Below are 25,237 nucleotides of genomic sequence, written 5' to 3'. Positions count from 1 at the left end.
CCTGCAGTTAATTCAAAGGTCTATCAACAAAGTATTTAGCCAATTATCTGTACTGGTTTAAATGGCTGGAGTTTTTTACAAGCGAAAAGAGAGATTTGAAAAGTAAACAGCTTTTATACATGCACCCTCATCGAACTGCAATATCAGAATCAAAGATTTTCAAGGAAGGGGCCAGTATTTATATAAATCAAAGCAATCCTAAATAACAGTCATACAATATGATATATCAGGAGGTAAAATGAAGAAATATTTAGCCGTTATCCTAACAATTCTCACCCTTCAAATATTTGCTGGATGTGAGAAAGAACAAGAGACACCCAAAAGAATCGTAGAACATATCAACATACTTGAGGAAGAACTACCTAATGAAGATAAGGAGTATCTTGCGAAAAATCTGCTTGATATTAAAACTGGAGAGGTTCCATTACTTGAAAATGGAGAACTTCCAACAAGTCCAGCAGGCTATGCATTTTGGTATAATCGTGACGGTAAACTTGATGATTCCCATGAATTCAATTCACAACAGTATCTCTTTCTCTCAAGAGAACTGGTCATGAAACATACAGACGGAAAACTCATAGGACTGTATTTTGTGGACGAGAATTTCAATGTCTATTATTTTGGTGGAAGAGGCAGGGAGAATTAACTTTCTTTGTCACTATTCAAACAGGGATTCTTGCGAATCCTTTTTTTTTTTCATTGTTTTCAACACTATTTACAAACAGAGCCTAAAATAAAGAGGCGGTAAGCAAAAAGGTATGCTTACAGCCTCTCGGTATTAATATTTAAATCTTTCTCTTAGCTTCTCGGTAAGCTTCAGCACCATAAAGAGGAGTGACGCGTAGACCGGGAATTCTATGAGGTTTTTGACGAGTCTTGTGCCGATAAGAACGATGAAAGCATCGCCATACATCATACTGAGCCAGAGTGTAGTGAGACCCAGATTGATGACCAATGTATTGAAGACTGAGCTCATGAGCACATTTGCTGCAGTGACTTTCTTCTTATACAGGAAGAAGCCGAAGAAGATACCGATAAGGATGGCATTCAGTGTAAATCCCGGAAAGAAAAATCCGTTTGGACGGACAACATAACCGAGAATATCACTGGCGAATCCGATGATTCCACCTACAAATGGACCAAAGAGCATCCCGCCTGCAGCGATGGGCAGTGAAGCGAAGCTGATCTGAAGGGTCGGTCCGAGGGGGACTTTGAATAATGAGAGAACGACACTGAATGCGATGAACATACCGCTCAGTGCGATGACTCTTGTCTTTCTCATCTCCCGGACAGATGTTTTGAATAATTCAATCATTTTTTCCATAAAAAAATGACCTCCCTTTTATTGTGAATAACCACACAAAGAGAAGGACTCTTCTGTGGCAACGGAATGCGGAGTAAGCACCGTAAATCAGAAGAGATGATCTTCAGATTTTTCGTCCAGCGGCAACTTCCCGTCCTACTGGCACTTGACGCACTTATTCCTACTTTGCCTGACTTAATTGTAATCAATTGAAGAAGGGTTTTCAATCCTGCACGTAAATATATGTCTTTTGAGATTAAGCTCATGTCTTACAAACGATATGACATTAAAAAGGGGATTTTCAGTAGGACCTTGATAATCGTATTTCTCGTACAGAATGAAGATAAAGAAAACAGAAAGTAAGAATCCTCTATGCAGCATAATGCTTTCCTATGTTACAATCTAAACAGTTAGAATATATCTGCCGGGAGGAAATGATGAAAGAATTTCATATCAGTAACAGAAAAAGAATTGCCGAAAAGATGAAGGATAACTCCATGCTCATCCTATTTGCAGGATCTGCACCGAAGAAGTCTGCAGATGAAGCATACAAGTTCACACCCAACCGTAATTTTCTCTACATGACCGGAATCGATGAAGAAAACATTATTCTTGTCATGAGAAAAGCGGAAGGCAAGATCATGGAAAGCCTTTTTATCAAAGAAAGAGATGCTGTCATGGTGAAATGGGTCGGAGAGACCATATCATCAGAAAGAGCTGAAGAAGCATCAGGAATCAGTGACATCAGGTTCCTGCAGACATTTGAAAATTTCATGAATCTGGCCATCGGAAAAGAAGACCTCTATAGAGTGTATCTGGATCTTGAGAAAGACAGTTATGATTCACTCGATACCAGAGGTGTATCATTTGCCAAGGAAATCGTGAGCAGGTATCCTCAGGTAAAAGTCAGGAACATTTATAATGAAATATCCGCACTGCGTGTGTTTAAGACTCCTGAAGAAATCGAAAAAATAAAGAAAGCCATCGACATTACAGGTAAGGGCATCATGAACATCATGAAAAACGCCAAAGCCGGTATGAAGGAGAATCAGCTGGAAGCCCATTTTGATTTCACGTTGAAATCTGAAGGTGTAAAAGATTTCGCTTTCACAACCATATGTGCTGCCGGGCATAATGCTACAGTACTCCACTATGTGGAAAATAATCATGAAGTGAAAGAAAATGACATGGTGCTTCTTGATCTTGGTGCTCAGTTTGAGTACTACAGCGGAGATATCTCAAGAACATTCCCTGTAAGCGGAAAGTTTACAGACAGGCAGAGAGTATTCTATGATCTGGTCCTGAAAGCTCACGATGAGGTCATAAAAATGCTGAAGCCTGGTGTGCCTTATGCAAGAATCAATGAACTTGTCCAGGAAATCTATGCAAAGGAGCTTAAAGCTCTTGGCCTAATCGAGAAGGATGAGGAAGTCAGAAGATACTACTACCATAATACTTCCCATTACCTGGGCATGGATACACATGATGTGGGCAGAAGAGATGTGATCCTTGAAGAAGGAATGGTTCTTACTGTGGAACCAGGATTATATATTGAAGAGGAAAGCATCGGTATCCGTCTGGAAGACGATATACTGATCACAAAAGACGGATGTGAAAATCTGTCCAAGGACATCATCATTACAGCAGATGATGTGGAAAAATTTCTGGCATCAAGATAGACTGAATAAGCCGGAAATAAGCAGTCAATAAGTGAAAATCTCCAGATAAGGATCGGAAATCCCTATCTGGAGATTTTTTTATAAACGCAAAGAAAAAGAGACTTCAAATCACTGAAGTCTCATGATGGTGCAGATAACAGGAGTTGAACCTGCACGAAGTTACCTCCACTAGCACCTGAAGCTAGCGCGTCTGCCAATTCCGCCATATCTGCATATTCTGTTCGGCCCTTAAGTCTTATGACCACGACCTCACTTTTATGATTCTACCACGTTTCACCATATTTAATCAAGTACCCAGAACCCTGGTTTTGCATGTTTTTTTATAATTAATGCAATCGTGCAACTGATTTTTGTCTGCAGGCACTGTGTGATATTAAGCGTGAAAGTTTCATTTCTGATGAGCTGCAATGAAATATGAAACCAATGATCATCCTGAATGGACAGGGTCTATCACTAAATTCTTCAAACTTCGTAGACATTAAAAAAACGTCACAAAATATGACGAAAATGTAAATTCTATCAATTATCTATAGACACTATAACACAAATCACTGTAATAGTCAAGTCTGGTACTTTATCTTATAAAGGTGTATTAAGTATATAGAGGTGATAAAATGGAACAGAAAAGTATGACGGCGTTGATTAGTGCATTTGCAAGAGCGTATCATGCAGAGAACAGCAATGTTAAAATTATCAATGACAGCGTTGCAAGACTGCTCTTTACAGCATGGAATTCAACCAGATAGCCAAAAACATGACGGATGGAATCGGGTTTTTTGATCCCTCCTTCGCCGGTACAGAAAGGGAAGCTCTTAGATGGATTACAGACAATCATTTATCCCCGTCTCCCCTTGGACGAGCAGCATTCGCAGAAGCATCTCTTAGGACCGCAGTACGTATTGGTGCATCGCAGTATTTAATCTTAGGGGCGGGATACGACACTTTCGCTTACCGCCAGCCTGACTGGGCGAGAAACCTTGAGATTTTTGAAGTTGACCTTCCATCAACGGCAGAAGACAAGAAACTCCGTCTTAAGGATAGACAGAATGAAGTTAAAGACAATACACATTATGTTGCTGCGGATTTGACGAAGGATGAATGGTGTAGGATCTTAACTCAGAATCCCGCATTCAAAAAAGATAGAATCACCTTCACCAGTATTTTAGGTCTTAGCTACTATCTAGCCAGGCAGGATTTTGAATATCTTATCTCCATGCTTAGTACGATTCTGTCTGAGGGGAGCACCATTGTCTTTGATTATCCTGATGAATACAGCAATACGGATAAAGCAGGTCACCGTGCCCAGAAACAGGCGGTTTTAGCTAAGGGTGCAAATGAGGAAATGCTGGCCTGCTATTCCCTTAAGGAAATTGAAAAACTTCTTTCTGACTTCGGATTTCTGGTCTATGAGCATTTAACTCCAGTGCAGATAACTGCTCAGTACTTTCAGGAATATAACAATGCTCATCCTTTACACCCTATCACTGCGTTAGAGAACGTAAATTACTGCCTCGCAGTAAAAAAGTGAATACTCTTTTGCATATATTCACCAGAGTTTTTGCCAAGGCTCTTAAGGGTATGCTTTTCGCCTGCCTGTCTTCTTCTCGTCAATATCCAGACGAGTGTACACATTGAAGCTTCAGATACAGACCGTAAGATAAAAACCTGCTGGTCCGCTACACCCTCTGGTACTGAATACCCAGGAACCGATTCTGATTTTGGCGTAAAGTTGTATTCGGCCAAAAAGAGAAGCATCCCGCTTTTGAAGAAAAAGCGAGATCCTTCAAATAGAAAACGAGGGTTTTTGAATTTACATTCTAAACCCTCGTCAGGCCACAAAACAATAAGTTTCAGGCTCTTCATCTTTTATGGTGGAGACGATGGGACTCGAACCCACGACTTCCACACTGCCAGTGTGGCACTCTCCCAGCTGAGCTACGCCCCCATACAAAGAGTATTATATAACAATGCTCAGTAAAATTCCATAGGCTTTGACAGTAATTTATTTCTTCGTGACATCAGGTAGAGAAAGAGACTGAATACCACGGGTTAAGGCATTGCATAAAAATGATTTCTTTGCTAGAATGAAATACGATATCAATTAAGACGAAGAGAAGAAGAGTACAGAATGGAATCTTTACAGAGAGCCTACATTTGCTGAAAGAGAGGCAGGAAAGAAATTCTGGAATATGGCCTTTGAGTCTGCATCTGAATAGTCAGGGTGCACGGGTGCGACCGTTATATGGCGAAGGTGACAGAGTCACCTTACAAGGCATCTTTGCTGCGAAGCTGATGCGAACTAGAGTGGTAACACGTTAAATGCGTCTCTATGGCTATGGCCATAGGGACTTTTATAATTTGAGGAGGAAAATGAGATGAAAAAAACTTACTATATCACAACCCCCATCTACTATCCATCAGCAAATCTTCATATCGGGAATACTTATACAACAGTTGCAGCAGATGCTCTGGCACGTTATAAGAGAAAGGACGGGTATGATGTCATGTTCCTTACAGGAAGTGACGAACATGGACAGAAGATCCAGAGACTTGCTGAAGAGAAGGATGTCACACCAAAAGCGTATGTGGACAATATTGTAGCGGGCATCAAGGATCTGTGGAAGCTCATGGACATCAGCTATGACAAGTTCATAAGAACCACAGATGATTATCATATCAAGGTTGTTCAGGATATCTTCAAGAAGCTCTATGATCAGGGAGACATCTACAAGAGCGTCTATGAAGGATGGTACTGTACACCGGATGAATCCTTCTGGACAGATTCACAGCTTAAGGACGGAAAATGTCCGGACTGCGGACGTGCGGTTGAAAAAGCCAAGGAAGAAGCCTACTTCTTCAAGATGAGCAAATATGCTGACCGTCTCATTAAGCACATCGAAGACAATCCTCATTTTATACAGCCTGAATCAAGAAAGAACGAGATGCTCAATAACTTTTTAAGACCGGGTCTTACCGACCTTTGCGTATCCAGAACAAGTTTTGACTGGGGAATACCGGTGACATTTGATGAGGGACATGTGGTCTATGTATGGATCGATGCTCTTTCAAACTATATCACGGCTCTTGGATACGGCACAGAGGATGATGAATTCTACAAGAAATACTGGCCTGCTGATGTTCACCTCATCGGTAAGGATATCCTGAGATTCCATACCATTTACTGGCCGATCATGCTGATGGCTCTCGATATTGAGCTGCCTAAGCAGGTGTTCGGTCATGGATGGCTGCTCGTGGACGGCGGAAAAATGTCCAAGTCCAAGGGAAATGTCGTGGATCCTGTGGTTCTTGTAGAGCACTTTGGAGTGGACGCCGTGAGATATTTCCTCCTGCGTGAAATCCCATTCGGCAGCGACGGACTGTTCAATAACGAAACCTTCATCAAGAAAATCAATTCGGATCTGGCGAATGATCTGGGTAACCTGCTTTCCCGTTCCGTATCCATGGTGGACAAGTACTTCGACGGCATCATTCCTGAGAAGATGATCGAAGGAGAATTTGACGAAGACCTCATCGCTCTGTGCGAGAAGACACCAAAGCTAGCACGTGACGCCATAGATGGTCTGAAGCTTCCAGAAGCCCTCAGTCATATCTGGACACTCATCGGCCGTGCAAACAAGTACATCGATGAGACAACACCTTGGATTCTTGCTAGAGACGAAAATCAGAAGCCAAGACTCGGCGGAGTCATGTATAACCTGATCGAGACTTTAAGAATCGTTGCAGCACTCGTTGAACCATTCCTGCCTACTACAGCAGAAAAGATCAAAGAACAGATCAGTGCTGACGATATTTCCTTTGAGAGCCTTGCAGGTTTTGGTGGAACCAAGTCCGGCACTAAGGTGAATAAAGGGGAAATCATCTTCCCTAGAATCGATGTGGCGAAGAAACTGGAAGAGCTCGATGCCCTTCAGGTAACAGTGAAACCGAAAAAAGACATCAAACCGTTAAAAGAAGAAATCACCATCGAGGACTTCTCTAAGATCGATCTTAGAGTGGTGAAGGTTCTTGAATGTGAACCGGTAAAGGGTGCAAAGAAGCTGCTTAAGCTGAAAGTGGACTTAGGCAATGAAATCAGACAGGTGGTTTCAGGCATCGCAGAACACTATGATCCTAAGGATATCGTCGGCAAGAAAGTGATTCTTGTTGCAAACCTCAAGAGCGTCAAGCTAAGAGGCGAACTGTCACAGGGCATGATCCTTGCTGCGGCAGATGACGAGATGCTATCCATAGCCGGTACAGACAAGGATATGGATGAAGGAACAGTTGTAAGCTAAATACAGAGAAAAAGAGATGAAGTCAAGCAGGCGCTTTTCTTCATCTCATTTTTTTATACTATATAAGGAAGTTATTCTCTGATTTCATTTTTGAGTTTTCGGTTGAACTTCTGAAGCTGCGCAATCATGTACACATAGATGGCGATCAGCACAGCGTAAATCCATGTGAGCCACAGAAAACGGTGATCCTGAAACAGCAGCATGATGATGAAGATAATAATCAGCATGACAAAAAGTGGAGTGAGAAGTTTGAGAAGTCTGTTGTTCCGCTCTATGAGCGAGCTTGACTCTGTGAATATTTCCGGCCTTTCGCTTACATAGGGCTTTCTCCAGAGATACCAGCCTCCTGCACCTGTCCACTTCATCTTCCAGCCGTCTTCGTCAAAAAGAGTAAGATAGTCTTCATCCGCTGCAGGCTGGTAATCCACAGAATATCTCACCTTTTCTTCCTCTCCTCTGGTGAATCTGAACCGGATTCCCCACCAGTCCACCTGAAAGAGTTTCCAGCCCGACGCCTCCATTCTCTCCAGCATATTTTCCATATTGTCAGGGCTCCAGCCCCACCACCAGAACCAGACCGTTTCGATCGTTTTCATATTACACCTCTCATTTCTTTCATTCCGTTATCAAACAGTTCCTTAAGTCTTATAAGTTCAAGTTCTATGACTTTCTTTCCGACTTCGCTCAGTCTGAAGATTTTCTTTCGGTCAATCTCCTGATCCTGAATGATGAGCTTTTCATTTTCAAGTTTAGACAACGTGCCATATATGGTTCCTGGACCGATTTTTATTCTTCCATTTGTAATTTCCTCCACATGCTGCATGATGCCATAACCATGTCTTGGCTCATTAAGACTGAGCAGGATGTAGTAGGCGCTTTCCGTCATGGGCAGGTATTTCTTCCTTAATAGTTCTTTTTCCATAAATTCCTCCTATATCAGAGTACGGTATATCAAGATTCGATATAATTCACTATATCACGATGTGATACATCACGTCAAGATGTAGATGGACAATTTCCGGTCTTTCTATTCCTCAGGTTTGAGATGCTTTGATATGTTCCGTGTAAGGGATAAAGTGAAGAATCACGATAAGAAAAAGATGATGAGTTGGAAGTGTTTCGGATTTCATGTTACACTAACATAAGATTAAAAACAGGATAGAATCCGCGATGAAATCCTTAAGCAGATGCTAAAATTTTGTGGATAAAATCCTTTCAATATGACAAAATCCTTACAGAAAACCCTGAAATCAGAAAGTTAATAGCTGTGAAGACGGCTTCACAACTGCGGGAACCGTTGCTATCACTAGATCAGATATAATTATGTATAAATAGTGAACATTCGCTTGATATGTTTACAGTTTGTACATCACTGTAAATTTTACTCTTCACATTTGTGAAAATCTGTACAAGAAAGGTTGTGCATTATGGCACTGATTTTTGATTCACATGCGCATTATGATGATCAGCAGTTTGATGAAGATCGCGAGGAGCTGCTCAGAACATTAAAGGAAAATGGAGTAGGTGCGATACTCAATATGAGTTCGGATTACGCTTCCATTAAAAAGACAGTAGACCTGGTTGAAAAATATGATTTCATTTATGGTGCGGTGGGTATCCATCCGGAAAATGCAGACGAATATAATGAAGAAGTCAGAAATGAAATCATCGAAATTCTAAAGGGTGATAAATTCAAAGCGGTCGGAGAAGTAGGACTGGATTACTACTGGGAATCAAATCCTCCAAAAGAGGTTCAGATCGGAGTTCTGAGAGATCAGTATGAAATTGCGAAAAGTCTTGGTATGCCGATAATTCTGCATGATCGTGAATCCCATGAGGACATCCTCAGGATTGCGAAAGAGTATGAAGGCGTTGTGTCGGTATTTCACTCCTATTCCGGTAGCGTCGAGATGGCAAGGGAGATCATGAAAATCGGAGGATATATCGGTGTATCCGGTGTACTTACTTTCAAGAATGCCCGTAAGTTGCCTGAGGTGGTCAAGGAAGTTCCACTGGAGCGCCTTCTCATAGAAACCGATGCACCTTATATGGCACCCGTTCCTTATAGAGGGAAGAGAAACCGGTCTGATTATCTCATGGGAGTTGCTGAAAAAATAGCAGAAATAAAAGAAATCACAGTAGAAGAAGTTCTTCATGCCACTGCGGAGAACATGACACGTTTACTTTCTTTATAAAATCTATACACTTGTGAAGAATCTTGTTAACAATTTATTCATATTTAAAATGAAAAATCAGTATAGTTGTTGAGTTTCAATGATTATGCTGATTTTTTGACACCGATTTTGCGCCCGGATATAATACGTCTGTAGCTCAAAGGAGGGTAATATGAAAAGATTTTTTTCAAAGAGTGTTTTCATTTCACTGTTTGCAGCAATGGTCATACTAACAGTAGTACTGACAGTAAACAGCATGAAGAAACACATCACAATTGTTATCGATGGAAAAGAGCAAGTAGTACAGACATTTAAAGACACCGTTGATGAAGTTCTGCAGGAAAATAACATCAGCGTGGCGAAGAAAGATAAGGTTGATCGTAATACAACTGACGTTCTGGCAAAAGAGGACAAGATTGAAATTGTTCGAGCAGTACAGGTAGAGCTCATCGCAGATGGTGCGCTGCAGTCCTACTTGACACCGGAAAAAACAGTACGAGCATTTTTCGAAGCAGAGAATGTGCAGCTATATGAGAAAGATAAGTTATCTGTTGATATAGATGCAGCAATCGTAAGCGGAATGAAGATGTCTATCGATCGTGCTGTTCCAGTAGAAATTACTGCTGATGGTGCAACAACAACATATCTGACACCGGAAAAGACAGTAAAAGCGTTTTTCGAAACGGAAAACATCGTTCTTAACGAAAAAGATAAGCTTTCACTGAGCGTCGATGATGCCATCCAGAGTGGGATGAAGATGACAATCGTAAGAGTGACATCTGAGATCATCGAAGAGAAGGAGAGCATTGCATTTGCGGTTCAGGAAAAGAAAGACAGCACACTGCTGAGAGGCAAGAGTGTGGTCAAGCAGGAAGGTACTCAGGGTGAGAAGAAAATCACCAAGGAAGTCACCTATGAAGACGGCGTGGAAGTCGCAAGAGTAGAGCTTTCCACTGAAGTGGTAAAAGCACCTGTAGACAAGATCGTTGCAGTAGGAACCAAAGTACCGCCAGCACCGAAACCTGCCGTACAGACTGCCAAAAAGCCATCATCTTCATCAATCGTGGCATCAAGAGGTGGGTCAGTTCCAAGCAACCTGAATTATTCAAAATCATTCCGAGTGGAAGCAACAGCATATGCGCTTGATGGAATCACTGCCACAGGAACCAAGCCCGTAAGAGTAGAAGGCGGCTGGTCAACCATAGCAGTAGACCCAAGAGTCATTCCACTAGGCACCAAGGTCTATATTGAAAACTACGGTTATGCTGTAGCTGAAGATACAGGCGGAGCAATTAAGGGAAATAAGATAGACGTTTATATGAACTCAAACAGTGCAGCATTAAGCTGGGGCAGAAGAACTGTCACAATCTATATCCTGAATTAAAGAGAAATATGAAGTTCAAGGAACAGCCAAGTTAGACGCTTGTCTGTTCCTTTTTTCGTTTCTTGGGTTTTTCTGTTATAATAAGGGGTAGAAATTTTGAAGGTGGTAATATGATTAAAGAAGTAATAGTAGTTGAAGGCAAAGATGATATCGCTGCAGTGAAAAAAGCGGTGGAAGCAGAAGTCATAGCCGTCAATGGTTATGGAATCAACAAGGATTCCATGGAAAAGATCAAAGAGGCGGCAAAGAGGACTGGAGTGATCATACTCACGGATCCCGATCATGCCGGAGAAAGAATTAGAAGAATGATTTCGAAAAGAGTACCGGATGCAAAGCATGCTTATATCATGCGAGAAGAAGGCACAAAGAACGGGAATATCGGTGTTGAAAATGCGAATCCCGAGGCGATCCTTCGGGCGCTGAATTCTGCTAAAGCGGCATTTGAAGAGAAGTCTGTAGTCTTCAGTGCAAGAGACATGATGTTTTTTAAGCTCACAGGTGCAGGTGATTCAAAAATGAGAAGACAGATCATGGGAAAAGCTTTGGGGATCGGATACGGTAATTCCTCTTCATTCCTTTCAAAGCTGAATTCCTTTAAAATATCCAGAGAAGAGTTTGAAGAAGCTCTCGTGAGAAACTTCAAGGAGTATGCCAATGAATAATACAACAAAAGATATTGTCGCGAAATATGGGTTCAGATTTACAAAAAGTCTGGGACAGAACTTCCTTGTGGACATGAATATCGTTTCAGACATCGTAGCAGGGGCAGGCATCACAAAGGATGACCATGTCATAGAAATCGGTCCTGGTGTGGGCACGCTTACCGAGGCGCTTCTTCAGGCGGCCGGTAAAGTCACAGCTATAGAGCTGGATTCGAAGCTTATTCCTATTCTGGAGGAAGAGCTGAAGGGTTATGACAACTTCACGCTCATCCATGGCGATGCCACTAAAGTGGATCTGGAGGCGATTGCTAAGGGAGACAACATAAAGCTTGTAGCAAATCTGCCTTATTATGTGACCACTCCGATCATCACGAAGCTTCTTAATGATCAGGTGAAGTTCCATTCCCTGACCATTATGATTCAGAAAGAAGTAGCCGACAGAATGAATGCAGGTCCTGGTACCAAGGATTACGGTTCTCTTTCGGTTCTGGTACAGTACTACTGTGACAGCAGAATCATAAGAAGTGTACCCCCGGAATCATTCATTCCGAGACCTAAGGTTGATTCAACTGTAATCAGGCTGACGAAGCTTGACACACCAAGGGCCTTTGTCAAGGATGAGGAGCTGTTTTTCAAGCTCGTGAGGCAGGTGTTCAATATGAGAAGAAAGACTCTTGCGAATAACCTCAAGGCCATGGGCTACTCCAAGGAGTTCATAGAAGAAGCTCTTACCAAAGCAGGCATAGACATCAAGGCAAGAGGAGAAACCTTAACGGTTGAAAGATTTGCCGATCTTGCAAATACCATCAAGGAGTTGGGAAAAGGTGAAGACAAATAAAAAGAGCATCATTCTTCTTCTGATTGCGGCACTTCTTCTTATCGGCGGATGCTCAAGGCTGGATGATCTTAAGGTGAAATATGGATTCAGGAATACGGACTTCGAATTCCTCAACTCTCAGGACATCGATTCCATCATCATCCAGAGCACAAGAGACAAAGGATTCCGGTTCATCGTTACAGATAAAAGCACCATAAGTGCTCTTTATGAGAGTCTGTCCTCTGCAAAGAAAACCGAGGAAGTCATCGGGCATGACCCGGATTATATTTTTGAGATTCATGATATGGACGGACATATTGTAAGGTACAACTACGTTGCAGGCGTATCGGACCAGAAGCGGGCCAACTTCTACAATGATGAGGGCAGCTACATCGTGACGGACAGAATCGACAACAATCTGATCCAGAATCTATATAGCATCCGAAAGCCAAAGTTCTTCGAGGACATTTACTATGGCTCTTTACTGGACCTTATCAAAACGGTCAAAGAAGAGTATAATGATAAAGGTATTGGCATAAAATTCTATGATGATGTGGAAACGCTCAAATATCAGCTTTCCCGTGACATTGAAGAGTTCAGGACAGAAGCACTGAAGGAAGGCGCGATTATTCTTTCCCATGGAGAGAAGGCGGAAGCGGTACTCGAGGTGAAGACTCAAGGATATACGACACTTGTATTCAAGGCTGTCGTGAATCTTAGGATCGAATCTGATTTCGTCAACAGAAATTACTATATCATCGGAAGGTATGTCAATGACATCACAGGATGGGAAACCATCATAACTGATACGAAGCCGGAGAACGAAGGATTCTAGGAGGTACAGATAAAATGGTAAAATGTGCAACATGCGCAGTTAAAAATAAATGCCGAAAAGATATGAAGTGCGAACTGATCAAACCGAAATACGGCAAGATCAAGCACGTGGTCGGCGTAATCAGCGGTAAAGGTGGCGTAGGTAAATCTACTGTCACTGGAGTACTGGCTGTTCAGCTGAGAAAGCTCGGCTATAAAGTAGGTGTTCTGGACGGAGACATTACAGGTCCTTCCATGCCGAGATTCTTCGGTCTTGAAAAGGAAAGAACAGGATATGCACCTACAGAGGTAGAAGAAGTCTACAAATTCATCCCTGTAGAAACAGGACTTGGCATCAAATCCATCTCCATGAACTTCATGATCGATGAAGAAGAGCCTCTTCTGTGGAAAGGTCCCGTCATCGGGAATGTTCTGGTTCAGCTCTTTACGGATACAGACTGGGGCGAGCTTGACTATCTCCTGATTGATATGCCACCAGGTACAGGTGATGTCGCCATGACCATCATGGAACAGTTCCCTGTGGATTATCTGGTTGTTGTTTCCACCCCTCAGAGCATGGTCTCCATGATCGTGCAGAAGGTCGTCAACATGGCTGAGAAGCTGGAGATTCCGATAAAGGGCGTCATCCAGAATATGTCCTACATCAAGTGCAATACCTGCGGAGATCGCATGAATGTGTTCTCGAACAATACAGCGGAAAGTCAGGCTGAAAAGATGGGTCTGCCCCTTATCGCCGAGCTTCCGATCAATCCGAATTTTGCCGAGCATCTTGAAGCCGGACAGGCAGAAAGATTTGCTGCAACAAATCCGGAATACGACATCATACTTGATGCTTTCAAAGATGATGATGCAGAAATCTTCGCAAGAAACAAGTCAGTCAAGAAAAAGATGATTCCTTTTCTTTAAATCATAAGGAGAATCTGCTGATTCCTATACATAAAAATACAGAGGCTCAACCAGCATGGTACTGGTCAGCCTCTGTATTTTTATGTCTTCATTTAGCCTGGTCTGTTTTACCCGGAACGGTTCTTGTTCGCGTACTGTTTAGCGTCTTCATGAATCTGTCCCATGGAATGACCACAAGGATGACAAGAAGAATGGCAAGTTCCACTGCAACAAAGGATCCGTTATACCCGATAGAGTAGAGCCACAGACCTAGTCCTTCCTGCTGACCCACTGGAGCATAGGAAGAGAAGAAGATGACTCCGGACAGAACATGCATAAACAGGCGCAGAGCCTGACCGATAATGCTGCCGAGATATCTGTTCCTGAAGTATCCTGATGCACCGACAAGCATGAACGGTAGAGGATAGTCAAGCAGTGTCTGCAGGGGGTGTATGATGTAAGGCCCGAGGAAAAGGTTGACCACACCAAAGAGGAATCCTGTAAGCATTCCGACTTCAGGACCGTAGGCAAACGCCATGATCACGATGGGTAGTGTGGAAGCAAGGGTAACGCTTCCTCCCTGGGGCATACGAAACAGCGGGAATGAGTTAAGGACTGCACAGATGGCAACCGATATACTGATCTGAGCCATCAGAAGTGGTGTCAGCCTGATCTTTCTTGTCACCATGATGAAGATGATCATGACAAGAACAATCACCAGGGCAGCAAGAGACAGCGGCTGCTGAATGAGTGTGCTTAGCGCTTCTTTAGCGCTGCTTAGAAATTGGGTCATTTTTTATACCTCCTTTTGTTAAAAGGCCAGGATAAAATAAAAAAACTGTCTTACCGAGGTAAGACAGTTTAAACTTTCGTTCATCCGCTTCCCTACGCTGGTATTAGCCAGATCAGGTAACAGGGTTGACAGTTAAGTCTCTCAGCTTTTTAAAGCACCCCTAGCCATGGGTTTATTGTAATATAGGCTGACATTTACGTCAAGTTCCTACTTTCCTGTAATTCTCTCCACGCAGATTCCAAGAAGTCCTTTTCCTGTATGAACGCCTAGAGCCGGGCTGATCTGTCCGTATTCAAGGGAGAGGATTCCTGGAAGGTCTTTGATTCTTTCTACCATGGCTACCGCTTCTTTCTTCGCGCCGCCATGCATGACCCATACTTTACATTTGGTCTTTTCCAGATTTTCCTGCAGGATGCTGATCAGTTTGTTGTAAGCCTGCTTTGCACCTCTTGCCTTATCTACGGTATAGTATACGCCCTCTTCATTAACGGAGATGATCGGCTTGATGTTGAGCATTTCTCCGATTGTTCCTGCGACCTTACCGATTCTTCCCCCTTTGATGAGGTACTCTAGTGTTGCGACATAGTAGTACGTATCAACGTTTTTCTTAAGAGCTGGAAGGATCTCCTTGATTTCGCCGAAGGATTTGCCTTCTTTGACCAGCTGAGCTGCCCTTTTGGCCTGAATACCTTCAGCCATGGAAAGATTGAGTGTATCGAAAACGAATGTTTCAATTTCAGGATATTCTGCCGCCAAGAGCGAAACGGAGTTTGCTGTTCCGGAAAGACCGCTTGAAATCATGACGCCGATGGCGTGGGTATAGCCTTCTCTGATCAGATTTTTGAAAAGCTCATCAATATCCTCACCTTTAGGCAGGCTGGTCTTTGGCACTTCTTTATCGAAGTTTTCATAGACTTCATCAGGACTGATTTCGACTCTGTCACGATAGGTTCTATCTTCATATATAATCTGTAAAGGGAGTATTTTTATGCCGTATTCCTGAATATCTTCTTCTGTAAGATCACAGGCACTATCGGTAAAAACTGCTATTTTTTCCATTTATCTTTCCTCCGAACGATTTTTCTTTACTCAAGTATAACATCTGGAAAGAAGTCGGGCAATGAAGATAGTGTGAATAACTTGAGTGCGTAAGGAGTACAGAGATTTACTCTATGCATTATAGATTAGAATGAGACCACCTTATATTTTCAATTCGCTTATAGTAGAATGAAAGTTAGATATTTAATGAAAGGGCGGTTTAACAGTATGAAGATAACAATAGGACAGAAGTATGATGCGGAAATGATTCTCGTGTTCAAAGGAAAAGGCTCTGAGGATCACGAAAATATCCTCAGCCGTCTCTCCGAAAAGAACCTATTCAAGGGTGAAGAAGGAGAAGTGTTCAGTCTGGTGAATATGGAAACCGGACGTTCACAGATTTTCCTGGGAATCGGAGAAGAAGATCAGGCTGACGAGGAAATATTAAGACTTGCGGCATTTAAAGGGGCTAAGGAACTTTCCAGACTGAAAATCAGTGAAGCCTCAGTAAAGCTTACAAAGCTGCCAAATCTCTGCTACAGGAAATCGACCAAAGCATTTGCAGAAGGTCTATATCATGCGGAGTACAGATTCGATCAGTACCTTTCCAAGAAGCAGGAATTCAGCCTTGCTGAAGTTTCATTTGATCTTCTGCCAGGAAAGGAAGAAAAGGTGCTTCCAGGGCTTAAGGAAATTGAGCATCTGATGGATGGTATATTCCTCACCCGTAACCTCATCAACGAGCCGGCGATTTCTCTGACACCAGAAGTGCTTGCACAGGCAGCTAAATCGGAACTTGAGCCTCTTGGCATTGAAGTTGAGATTCTTGACCGTGCTGAGTGTGAAGCCCTGGGTATGAAGGCATTTCTTGCCGTCGCCAAGGGATCGACCAATGAACCTCGTGGAATCATCATGAGATACAGAGGAGGAAATGATGAAGCTCCGGTAGGGCTTGTGGGCAAGGGTGTCACCTTTGATACAGGCGGATACTCCATAAAGCCAGGACCATCCATGATCACCATGAACGGGGATATGGGCGGATCAGGTGCAGTGATCGGAGCCATGAAGGCTATCGCACTGAATAAGCTTGAAAAGAACGTGACCGCTGTAGTGCTTGCAACGGATAATATGATTTCAGGTGACGCTTTCGTACCTGGAGACATCATAGGATCCATGGCAGGAAAGACCATTGAGATTCATACAACAGATGCTGAAGGAAGACTGACGCTTGCTGATGCGGTCTACTACATCATAAAGAAGGAAGGCGTAAAAGAAGTTGTCGATGTGGCGACGCTTACAGGTGCATGCGTAGTGGCTCTAGGAGAGTTCAATACCGGTGCGTTCACAAACAATGAAGAACTGTTAGGAAAAATCAGAGCTGCGGCAAAAGAGGCTGGAGAGCCTGTATGGCAGCTGCCGCTTTCAAAGGAATACCATAAACTGATCAAGGGAGATCGTGGAGATCTGAAGAATTCAGGTGGAAGATGGGGCGGTGCCAGCACAGCTGCAGCATTTATCGAAGCATTCGTGGAGGACACACCATGGGTACATCTTGATATCGCCGGAACTTCCGATATCGCAGGAGCCAGAGGATACCTGCCTAAGGGTGCTACAGGCATGCCGGTCAAGACACTCTACTACTATGTCAAAGGCGAGAACAAAGGCGGATGCTGATTATCTGCTCCTAGTATATGAGGATGTGATTTATATGTTTGATCAAAGAATCGAAAAACTGAGAGAAATCATGAAGGATAACAGCCTGAAACAGATTCTGGTCACCGATGCTCCTTCGATCTTTTACCTGACAGGGAGATGGATCGATGCCGGAGAGAGACTTCTTGTTCTCCTGGTCAAAGAATCAGGCACACCTTTACTTTTCATCAATGAGCTGTTTCCGGAGAAGGTCTCTTCCGATCTGCAGTTTGTCTGGACAAAAGACACCACGGATTCCATCGGGCTCCTTGCAGAACATATTGAGGAGGATGTAGTCCTCGGTATCGATAAAAACTGGCCATCAGGATTTCTTCTGAAGCTTATGGGCACTCTCGGCACAGCAAACTTCGTCAATTCTTCGCTGCTTCTGGACAGAATCAGGGCACAGAAGGATGAGGAGGAGATCGAATTCATGAGGGCTGCATCAAAACTCAATGACGACGCCATGATGATGCTCATCGATTCCCTCGATGAGGATATGACGGAAAAAGAGATGGAAGATACGCTCAAAGTGATCTATGACAACCTTGGCGCTGACGGGTTCTCCTTTATGCCGATCATCGCCTACGGTAAAAACGGTGCCAATCCCCACCATGAAAACAGTCACCGTCTGTTGAAGAAAGGTGACTCCATCATTCTCGACATCGGATGCAGAAAAGACAACTACTGCGCCGATATGACAAGAACCGTCTTTTTCGGTGAAGTCAGCGAGAAGGCCAGAGAAGTCTATGAGACAGTTCTTGAAGCCAATATGAAGGCGATAGAAAAGGTCAGACCAGGTGTAAAATTCAGTGAAGTCGATGCCGCTGCACGAAATGTCATTGAAGAGAAGGGTTATGGAAAATTCTTCAACCACAGGACAGGCCACTCCATCGGAATTGAAGTTCATGAATACGGTGATGTTTCCTCGGCAAATGATGAGGTGCTGAAACCCGGAATGATCTTTTCTGTGGAACCTGGCATCTATCTTGAAGGTGAACTGGGGGTTCGGATTGAAGATCTCATCCTTGTCACTGAGGATGGTTATGAGAATCTCAATCATCATTCCAAAGAACTGACCATAATCGATTAATCCCCGGATGATGAAATAACCCGAGCAAAAAAACATAAAAGCCTGGCGTCTTAGCCAGGCTTTTGCATTGTCTTTATAAGAGGAACAGATTATTCTTTCTCGCTGGGGATCAGAAGCACCGATGCATTTGCACGCCTTGCAATGTTATTGCTGTTGCTTCCGATGAAGATGTCCCTCATGATTCCTTTACCCTGTCTGCCGAGTATGACAAGGTCAACCTCATTTTCATTGATTACACGGTTGATTTCCCGGAAAGGTCTGCCCATTTCCAGGATAACCTCAACTTTGACATCGCCAAGTTCCTCCAGCCTCACTCTCAGTGCGGTAAGGCGGTCTCTATCGATCTGATTGAACTCGATGATCCTGTAATCAAGATAAGGACTGATTTTGGAAATATCCTGGATGTGCATGAGGGTTACTCTCTTTAAGCCCTGCTCCACCATTTTTTCCAGATAAGTGAATGCATGATGAGCATTTTCCGAAAAATCCGTAGGGAAGAGGACATGGCTGTGATAGGACATCCCCTGCATGGGTACGGAGTAGTAGTTTCCAGCATCATCTTCATGAATTCGCACAATCATTATAGGTTTTGTCGGCATCTGAATAAGCTCATAGGCGAACTCTGAATCGAAAATTCTTTTGCCGAGTGAGGATTCCTTTGCACCAACGAGGATCAGTGAACCGAAGGTTTCATCATCATGAACCACTTTGTTGATTTCTTCCATGGGGAGATCCTTTAGCTCCAGCACACTGGTTCTGATTCCCTTGTTTTTCAGGCTTTCCAGGTCTTTTTCCAGATCGCTTCCCGCATAAGGCACTGAGTTCTGCTCTCCGCGGGATACAATATGATTAGCCAGCACAATTTCTTCTGCCCCTAAAAATCTGAGGGATTCTGCGAATTTCAGGACTAAATGATCGTAGGGTGACATCTGATTGACAACAATGAGTTTCTTGAACATAACACTTTCCCCCTTGATGATCTTTCTATACCCTTATATTACCATCAATATATTGAAAATTACGATAATTTAACGGAAATTTTATAATCTTTATATCTTCATGAGGACAGTCTGGCAATGAAAAAGAGAGAGAACACTGATTCTCTCTCTTTGGAATACTGTTAAAATTCTGCGTTATGGGTCGTTCTTGGGAACGGAATAACGTCTCTGATGTTTGTCATACCTGTGATGTACATGATGAGTCTCTCAAAGCCCAGTCCGAAACCGGCATGCTTTGTTCCGCCGAATTTTCTCAGCTCAAGATACCACCAGTAATCTTCCTTGTTGAGGCCAAGCTCTTCAAGTCTTGCAAGGAGCACGTCCATTCTTTCTTCTCTCTGGGAGCCTCCGATGATTTCGCCGACACCAGGTACAAGGCAGTCCATGGCAGCTACAGTTTTTCCGTCATCGTTCTGTCTCATGTAGAAAGCCTTGATTTCCTTAGGATAGTCAGTCACGAATATCGGCATCTTGAAGATCTCTTCTGTAAGATATCTTTCGTGTTCAGTCTGAAGATCATTTCCCCAGGTGATAGGGAAATCAAATTCCTTTCCGGACTTCTCTAGAAGCTCAACAGCTTCGGTATAGGTAACGCGCTTGAAATCTGATTCAACAATGAACTGCAGTCTTTCAATCAGCGTCTTGTCCACGAACTGGTTGAAGAAGGCGATTTCTTCCGGCGCATTCTCCATACAGTAGCTGATGACGTACTTCAGCATATCTTCTGCAAGGTTCATATCGTCCTTAAGATCGGCAAAGGCGATTTCAGGTTCGATCATCCAGAACTCAGCGGCATGTCTTGCGGTATTTGAGTTTTCGGCTCTGAAGGTTGGTCCGAAGGTGTAGACATCTCTGAATGCCAGAGCATAGGCTTCCGCATTCAGCTGACCGGAAACCGTAAGGTTCGATTCCTTGCCGAAGAAATCTTCGCTGTAGTCGATGTCTCCTGATTCGGTGAGTGGAGGGTTTTTAGGATCAAGGGTGCTCACTCTGAACATCTCTCCTGCACCTTCCGCATCGCTTCCTGTGATGATGGGGGTATGGACATAGACAAAGCCTCTGTCCTGGAAGAACTGGTGAATCGCATATGCTGCAAGGCTTCTCACTCTGAATACTGCAGAATAGGTGTTTCCTCTTGGTCTTAGATGAGCGATGGTTCTGAGGTATTCAAAAGTATGTCTCTTCTTCTGAAGCGGGAAGTCAGAACTTGAGCTTCCTTCCAGTATGATTTCAGTAGCCTTGATTTCAAAAGGCTGTTTTGCATCAGGTGTATGGATCACCGTACCGGTTACGGTGATTGCAGTTGCGATATGATATTTTGAGACTTCAGTGAAGTTTGACAGTGACTCATCAAAAACGATCTGTGCGTTCTTGAAGAAACCTCCGTCATTCAGTTCTATGAAACCAAAGGCTTTTGATACCCTTGAGGTTCTGATCCAGCCGGATAGCTTTACGCTCTGTCCGTCAAAGTCGCTGGTGCTTCGGTATAATTCCTTGACTCTTACCATGATAACTCCTTCTTTCTTGTGTATTCTGATCTCTCTGATCAGTTATTTCTATTTTCTGGAAACAAAAAAGACCATCGTCTCCATAAAGGGACGAGGATCTCGCGGTACCACCCAATTTACAAGGGAGAAATCCCTTGCCACTTTATCCTGTAACGGTCAGGTCCGTCCCAATGTACTTGGTTTCCAGAGGGATGCTCAGGGGCGTTTTTCATCAGGGGCTTTCTGCTGAACTTTCACCATCATCAGCTCGCTGCAAGGAGTTACCCGGATTACTCTTCCCGTCATTGCATTTATATCTTATTTTGCTTAATTCAGTATATAACAAAAGACTTTGAATGACAAGAGTATGCACGGGAGAATGAGATGGATGAGCAGCATGAAAAAAGACCAGGCACAGCATAGTGATCTGTGACTGGTCAATGGTATTCCTGTTATTCTTCAGGCAGAAGTCCTTTAAGATGCTCTGCTACCTTAACAGACTCTCCTGCACCCATGGTGAGGACGATGTCCCCAGGCTGAAGAAGACTTACAAGATGCTTTGCAGCGTCGGAAAAATCGGTGAAGTTTACGGTATCCACAGTCTTTCTCCTTCTGATGGCATCACCAAGTTCCTCTGAGCTGACAAGGCCAGTGTCAGGTTCTCTTGCTGCGAAGATCGGAAGAAGAGTCAGGCTGTCCACCTGGTCAAAGCAGGAGACGAACTCGTCGAAAAGAGCTTTTGTCCGGGTATAGGTATGGGACTGGAAGACCACATGGATCTTTCTGTGTTCCATCTTGAGCACGGTGTCGATGGCGTTACTGATTTCACCGGGATGGTGGGCATAGTCATCGATGACCATGATTCCGTTTTTTGTATAGAGATGCTGGAATCTCTTGTCAACGCCGAGATATCCTTCAAGGCCTTTTATGATCGCTTCAACGGAAATCCCTGATGAGAGGGATGCTCCTATGGTACCGAGGGCATTATAGATGTTGAACTCTCCCGGAACCTTCAGTGTGATCTCCATGAGGTGGACATCGTTTCTATAAACACTGAAGGTGGCTCTGCCGCTCTTGTCAAAGGAGATATCCTTCGCCCGCAGCTCACCCTTATGAATTCCGAAGGTGAGGGTTTTCACCTTGGCATCTCTAAGGACATAGTCCATGCTTTTATCATCGGCGTTGGCAACAACGATACCGTCTTTGGGCATGACCGTCAGGTATTCTCTGAAGGTGTCGAGAATATGCTGAAGATCCCTGTAGTAATCCAGATGATCCGCTTCAATATTAAGAATCAGCGCCACTTTGCCCGGGAAACGGAGAAAGGATGCCTTGTATTCACAGGCTTCAGTGATGAACAGATCGCTGTCCCCGATTCTGTAGTTTCCTCCGATGAGCGGAAGATTACCGCCTACAAGGATTGTAGGGTCGGCATCTGCTGCCATGGCCACCGCGGAGAGCATAGAAGTTGTTGAGGTCTTCCCGTGGGTTCCGGTAACGGCTATGGAGTTTGTGAAGTTCTGGATGATATGTCCGAGAAATTCAGCTCGGTCATAGGTTGTGATACCTGAAGCTCTCGCCTGCATGAGCTCCTCATTGTCATCTCTTATGGCGGCGGTATAGACCACAATATCCTGGTCTGTAATATTTTCTTTATGATGGCCGAAAAATATTTCAGCTCCTTTTTCTCTCAGTCTTTTCACATTGTCGGATTCCTTGAAATCGGAACCTGAAACCTTGATGTTCGAATTAAGAAGGATGGCTGCAAGACCGCTCATGCTGACTCCGCCGATTCCGATAAAATGAACCTTCTTGTTTTCGTATTCTTTAAGATCAAATAACATTTAAACACTTCCTTCCATCCAATATCATAATACATATGCCGCTCAATTCAAAGAAAATTATTGATTAGAATGAGGTGGGTGAAAACTGTAAAAAGGTTAGGTTACAATACGAATATTAAATCATAGTATATTGTAAAACATTCGATAATGTTATAAAATTAAAAGAGATTAATCCAAGTAGGAGGATCATTATGCAAAAATATTCAAGAAATAGCCGAATCAGCGCTATTACGAAAATCTTGATTGAAAACCCGAATAAGATCATGAGTCTTAATTATTTTTCTGAAATGCTCAATGCTGCAAAATCCACCATCAGTGAAGATATCCTGGTTATCCGGGAGATTCTGGAATCTCTCGATATGGGCAAAATAGAAACCATAGCCGGCGCTACCGGTGGAGTAAGATATGTGGCCAGAATGGGTGAGCAGGAGGAAAGAGATTTTGCGGAGTCCATATGCGAGACGCTAAGAGACAAATCAAGAATCGTTCCTGGTAATTTTCTGTACATCACGGATATCATGCTTGATCCTACCATCGTTCATCGCGCGGGAATCGTCCTGGCGTCCAAGTTTTCCAAAGCGAAGGCAGATTATGTCATTACAGTGGAAACCAAGGGTATACCTCTGGCCTATGAAGTGGCAAGATATTTAGGTGTACCGCTTATTGTTGCCAGAAAGAACTCAAAAGTGACAGAAGGCACAAGCGTCACCATCAATTATGTATCTGGTACCACCGGAAGACTGGCCAACATGGGTCTGGCCAAGCGTACCCTTAAATCTTCCTCAAGATGCCTTTTCATTGATGACTTCCTGAGAGCGGGAGGCACTGTGAACGGAATCGCCGATCTTCTCAATGAATTTGACTCAGAGCTCATCGGTATCGGTGTTCTTGTCGACAACAAGGAAGTGCCCAAGAAGCTTCCGACACCCTACACATCCCTTGTGGACTATTTTGGCGTGAACGAAGACGGAAATGTCGTTCTCGAGGTGTCAAAGAACATATAGCTTTAAAACCATTTATACGGAACGATAAAGGAGCTGTTCAATGTGAACAGCTCCTTTATAACGAATTTCTTTTTCGGGTTATGTGATTCTATTTGTCCAGTTTGGAAAGAGTTTCCCAGATACCGGTCATGTAGGATGCACCAAGAGCTCTGTCATAAAGACCATAGCCTGGTCTTCCTGTTTCGCCCCAGATCATTCTTCCATGGTCAGGTCTCAGATAGCCGTCGAAGCCGTTACGATGAAGGGCTTTCAGAATGGCTACGATATCAAGGGAGCCACATGGGGAGTAATGTGCACTCTCTTCAAAGCTGTCATCAGGATAGAGTTTTACGTTTCTAACGTGCATGAAATGGATTCTGCCCATCTTTGAATACTTATCCACCATTTCGAGAACATCATTGGCATTGGATGAACCGAAGGAGCCGGTACAGAAAGTGAGTCCGTTATATTCGCTGTCGACAAGCTTCAGGAAACGGTCCACATTCTTTTCTCCGGTGATGATTCTTGGCAGTCCGAATATGGAATATGGCGGATCATCCGGATGGATGGCCATTTTGACCCCAGCTTCTTCTGCTACAGGTATGATGGCTTTCAGGAAGTACTCAAGGTTTGAGAAGAGCTTTTCTTCATCAACATCCTTATACTTGTCAAAAAGTTCCTTCATCCCTTCCTTGGTGTAACTTGCATCCCAGCCTGGAAGTGAAAGTTCACCTGTAAGCGGATCCATCTTCTCCAGCTGTTCCTTGAAGTACACCAGCGCAGTGGACTGGTCAGGAAGTACATAGTCAAGCTGAGTTCTTGTCCAGTCGAAGATCGGCATGAAGTTGTAGCAGATGACCTTAACCCCTGCAGCGCCAAGTCTCCTGATGTTTTCCTTATAGTTTTCGATGTACTGGTCTCGGGTATCAAGACCGATTTTGATGTCTTCATGAACAGGTACACTTTCGATGACGTCGAAATGAAGACCGTTATCTTCTGTTGTTTTCTTCAGTTTCTCTATGCTTTCCACAGACCATACTTCACCTACCGGTACATCATATACCGCAGTGACGATGCTGTGCATGAAAGGGATCTGTCTGATGTATCCGATTTTTACCGGATCATCTTCTCCGTACCATCTGAATGACAGTTTCATATGATTCAACTCCTAAAATTTTTATTATTTGTGTATTTCCGTCGGGTTAAAAAAGTCCAGTTTTCACGATGTCCACAAGTTAACGGCGAAAAAGAAATCATCAGGTATAAATGAAATTCA

The 25,237-nt window shown here is 43.4% G+C and carries 23 protein-coding genes, 2 tRNA genes, 2 riboswitches and 2 other annotated features; of the genes, 14 read left to right on the top strand and 11 right to left on the bottom strand.

What is annotated here, in order from left to right; translation table 11 throughout:
• Positions 1-238 precede the first annotated feature (238 nt).
• Positions 239-646, top strand: coding sequence for a hypothetical protein (locus tag RTX25_RS01650; RefSeq protein WP_312649693.1), 408 nt, complete (start codon positions 239-241; stop codon positions 644-646).
• Between the two features lie 132 nt (positions 647-778).
• Here RTX25_RS01650 and RTX25_RS01645 read toward each other — a convergent pair whose 3' ends face one another.
• Complete coding sequence (locus tag RTX25_RS01645; RefSeq protein ID WP_312649692.1) at positions 779-1,324, bottom strand: folate family ECF transporter S component; 546 nt, start codon at positions 1,322-1,324, stop codon at positions 779-781.
• A 57-nt stretch (positions 1,325-1,381) separates the two neighbouring features.
• A riboswitch (THF riboswitch) is annotated at positions 1,382-1,494 on the bottom strand.
• A 243-nt stretch (positions 1,495-1,737) separates the two neighbouring features.
• Here RTX25_RS01645 and RTX25_RS01640 point away from each other — a divergent pair.
• The gene (locus RTX25_RS01640) at positions 1,738-2,982 is read left to right on the top strand and encodes an aminopeptidase P family protein (RefSeq protein WP_312649691.1); all 1,245 of its coding nucleotides are present in this window, start codon (positions 1,738-1,740) and stop codon (positions 2,980-2,982) included.
• A gap of 125 nt (positions 2,983-3,107) precedes the next feature.
• Here RTX25_RS01640 and RTX25_RS01635 read toward each other — a convergent pair.
• Positions 3,108-3,194: transfer RNA gene (locus RTX25_RS01635), tRNA-Leu, on the bottom strand.
• Between the two features lie 402 nt (positions 3,195-3,596).
• On the opposite strand from RTX25_RS01635, the gene RTX25_RS01630 reads away from it, so the two are divergent.
• Positions 3,597-3,728: a hypothetical protein gene (locus RTX25_RS01630; RefSeq protein ID WP_312649690.1), complete on the top strand. Its 132-nt coding sequence runs from the start codon at positions 3,597-3,599 to the stop codon at positions 3,726-3,728.
• Positions 3,710-4,510, top strand: a complete 801-nt coding sequence (locus tag RTX25_RS01625) for a class I SAM-dependent methyltransferase (RefSeq protein ID WP_312649689.1) — start codon at positions 3,710-3,712, stop codon at positions 4,508-4,510. The genes RTX25_RS01630 and RTX25_RS01625 overlap by 19 nt, the downstream gene beginning before the upstream one ends.
• Positions 4,511-4,851: 341 nt before the next feature.
• Here RTX25_RS01625 and RTX25_RS01620 read toward each other — a convergent pair.
• Positions 4,852-4,927: transfer RNA gene (locus RTX25_RS01620), tRNA-Ala, on the bottom strand.
• Positions 4,928-5,082: 155 nt separating this feature from the next.
• Positions 5,083-5,314: a binding site (T-box leader), on the top strand.
• 43 nt (positions 5,315-5,357) lie between these two features.
• On the opposite strand from RTX25_RS01620, the gene metG reads away from it, so the two are divergent.
• Positions 5,358-7,277: a methionine--tRNA ligase gene (gene metG, locus RTX25_RS01615; protein ID WP_312649688.1), complete on the top strand. Its 1,920-nt coding sequence runs from the start codon at positions 5,358-5,360 to the stop codon at positions 7,275-7,277.
• Positions 7,278-7,348: 71 nt separating this feature from the next.
• Here metG and RTX25_RS01610 read toward each other — a convergent pair whose 3' ends face one another.
• Positions 7,349-7,873, bottom strand: coding sequence for a DUF2812 domain-containing protein (locus RTX25_RS01610; RefSeq protein ID WP_312649687.1), 525 nt, complete (start codon positions 7,871-7,873; stop codon positions 7,349-7,351).
• The gene (locus tag RTX25_RS01605; protein WP_312649686.1) at positions 7,870-8,199 is read right to left on the bottom strand and encodes a PadR family transcriptional regulator; all 330 of its coding nucleotides are present in this window, start codon (positions 8,197-8,199) and stop codon (positions 7,870-7,872) included. The genes RTX25_RS01610 and RTX25_RS01605 overlap by 4 nt, the downstream gene beginning before the upstream one ends.
• 505 nt (positions 8,200-8,704) lie before the next feature.
• Between RTX25_RS01605 and RTX25_RS01600 the strand changes: the two genes are divergently transcribed.
• The 6 genes from RTX25_RS01600 (at position 8,705) to RTX25_RS01575 (ending at position 14,054) form a co-directional block, all read left to right on the top strand.
• Positions 8,705-9,472: a TatD family hydrolase gene (locus tag RTX25_RS01600; protein ID WP_397428507.1), complete on the top strand. Its 768-nt coding sequence runs from the start codon at positions 8,705-8,707 to the stop codon at positions 9,470-9,472.
• Positions 9,473-9,623: 151 nt separating this feature from the next.
• Positions 9,624-10,835, top strand: a complete 1,212-nt coding sequence (locus RTX25_RS01595) for a ubiquitin-like domain-containing protein (RefSeq protein ID WP_312649684.1) — start codon at positions 9,624-9,626, stop codon at positions 10,833-10,835.
• A 110-nt stretch (positions 10,836-10,945) separates the two neighbouring features.
• Positions 10,946-11,497, top strand: a complete 552-nt coding sequence (gene rnmV / locus RTX25_RS01590) for a ribonuclease M5 (protein ID WP_312649683.1) — start codon at positions 10,946-10,948, stop codon at positions 11,495-11,497.
• On the top strand, positions 11,490-12,335 hold the full coding sequence (gene rsmA, locus RTX25_RS01585) for a 16S rRNA (adenine(1518)-N(6)/adenine(1519)-N(6))-dimethyltransferase RsmA (RefSeq protein ID WP_312649681.1): 846 nt from the start codon (positions 11,490-11,492) through the stop codon (positions 12,333-12,335). Before rnmV ends, rsmA begins: the two co-directional genes overlap by 8 nt.
• A complete protein-coding gene (locus tag RTX25_RS01580; RefSeq protein WP_312649679.1) occupies positions 12,322-13,149 on the top strand; it encodes a hypothetical protein in 828 nt (275 codons plus the stop codon). The genes rsmA and RTX25_RS01580 overlap by 14 nt, the downstream gene beginning before the upstream one ends.
• Before the next feature lie 14 nt (positions 13,150-13,163).
• Entirely contained in the window at positions 13,164-14,054 is an 891-nt protein-coding gene (locus RTX25_RS01575) for an Mrp/NBP35 family ATP-binding protein (RefSeq protein ID WP_312649678.1), read from the top strand.
• Between the two features lie 88 nt (positions 14,055-14,142).
• On the opposite strand, the gene thiT is transcribed toward RTX25_RS01575, so the two are convergent.
• Both thiT and RTX25_RS01565 read right to left on the bottom strand, forming a co-directional pair.
• Entirely contained in the window at positions 14,143-14,826 is a 684-nt protein-coding gene (gene thiT / locus RTX25_RS01570; RefSeq protein ID WP_312649676.1) for an energy-coupled thiamine transporter ThiT, read from the bottom strand.
• Positions 14,827-14,898: 72 nt separating this feature from the next.
• Positions 14,899-14,998, bottom strand: a riboswitch (TPP riboswitch).
• Positions 14,999-15,033: 35 nt separating this feature from the next.
• Positions 15,034-15,885: a DegV family protein gene (locus RTX25_RS01565; RefSeq protein ID WP_312649674.1), complete on the bottom strand. Its 852-nt coding sequence runs from the start codon at positions 15,883-15,885 to the stop codon at positions 15,034-15,036.
• A 207-nt stretch (positions 15,886-16,092) separates the two neighbouring features.
• On the opposite strand from RTX25_RS01565, the gene RTX25_RS01560 reads away from it, so the two are divergent.
• Positions 16,093-17,538, top strand: coding sequence for a leucyl aminopeptidase (locus RTX25_RS01560; protein WP_312649672.1), 1,446 nt, complete (start codon positions 16,093-16,095; stop codon positions 17,536-17,538).
• A gap of 34 nt (positions 17,539-17,572) precedes the next feature.
• A complete protein-coding gene (locus tag RTX25_RS01555; RefSeq protein WP_312649670.1) occupies positions 17,573-18,649 on the top strand; it encodes a Xaa-Pro peptidase family protein in 1,077 nt (358 codons plus the stop codon).
• 89 nt (positions 18,650-18,738) lie between these two features.
• Here RTX25_RS01555 and RTX25_RS01550 read toward each other — a convergent pair whose 3' ends face one another.
• From RTX25_RS01550 to murC, 3 genes are all read right to left on the bottom strand, one after another.
• On the bottom strand, positions 18,739-19,608 hold the full coding sequence (locus tag RTX25_RS01550) for a universal stress protein (protein ID WP_312649668.1): 870 nt from the start codon (positions 19,606-19,608) through the stop codon (positions 18,739-18,741).
• A gap of 161 nt (positions 19,609-19,769) precedes the next feature.
• Complete coding sequence (gene asnS / locus RTX25_RS01545; RefSeq protein WP_312649667.1) at positions 19,770-21,155, bottom strand: asparagine--tRNA ligase; 1,386 nt, start codon at positions 21,153-21,155, stop codon at positions 19,770-19,772.
• Positions 21,156-21,238: 83 nt separating this feature from the next.
• Positions 21,239-21,449, bottom strand: a binding site (T-box leader).
• 137 nt (positions 21,450-21,586) lie between these two features.
• Positions 21,587-22,978, bottom strand: coding sequence for a UDP-N-acetylmuramate--L-alanine ligase (gene murC / locus RTX25_RS01540; protein WP_312649665.1), 1,392 nt, complete (start codon positions 22,976-22,978; stop codon positions 21,587-21,589).
• 191 nt (positions 22,979-23,169) lie between these two features.
• On the opposite strand from murC, the gene purR reads away from it, so the two are divergent.
• Entirely contained in the window at positions 23,170-23,982 is an 813-nt protein-coding gene (gene purR / locus RTX25_RS01535) for a pur operon repressor (RefSeq protein ID WP_312649663.1), read from the top strand.
• An 88-nt stretch (positions 23,983-24,070) separates the two neighbouring features.
• Here the strand turns inward: purR and uxuA are convergent, their stop codons facing one another.
• Complete coding sequence (gene uxuA, locus RTX25_RS01530) at positions 24,071-25,117, bottom strand: mannonate dehydratase (RefSeq protein WP_312649660.1); 1,047 nt, start codon at positions 25,115-25,117, stop codon at positions 24,071-24,073.
• Positions 25,118-25,237 lie beyond the last annotated feature (120 nt).

Origin of the sequence: Proteiniclasticum sp., assembly GCF_032054185.1 — a bacterium.
GTDB lineage: Bacteria > Bacillota > Clostridia > Clostridiales > Clostridiaceae > Proteiniclasticum.
The sequence above is the reverse complement of the archived record's forward strand: the minus strand, read 5'-3'. Positions and strand labels throughout refer to the sequence as shown.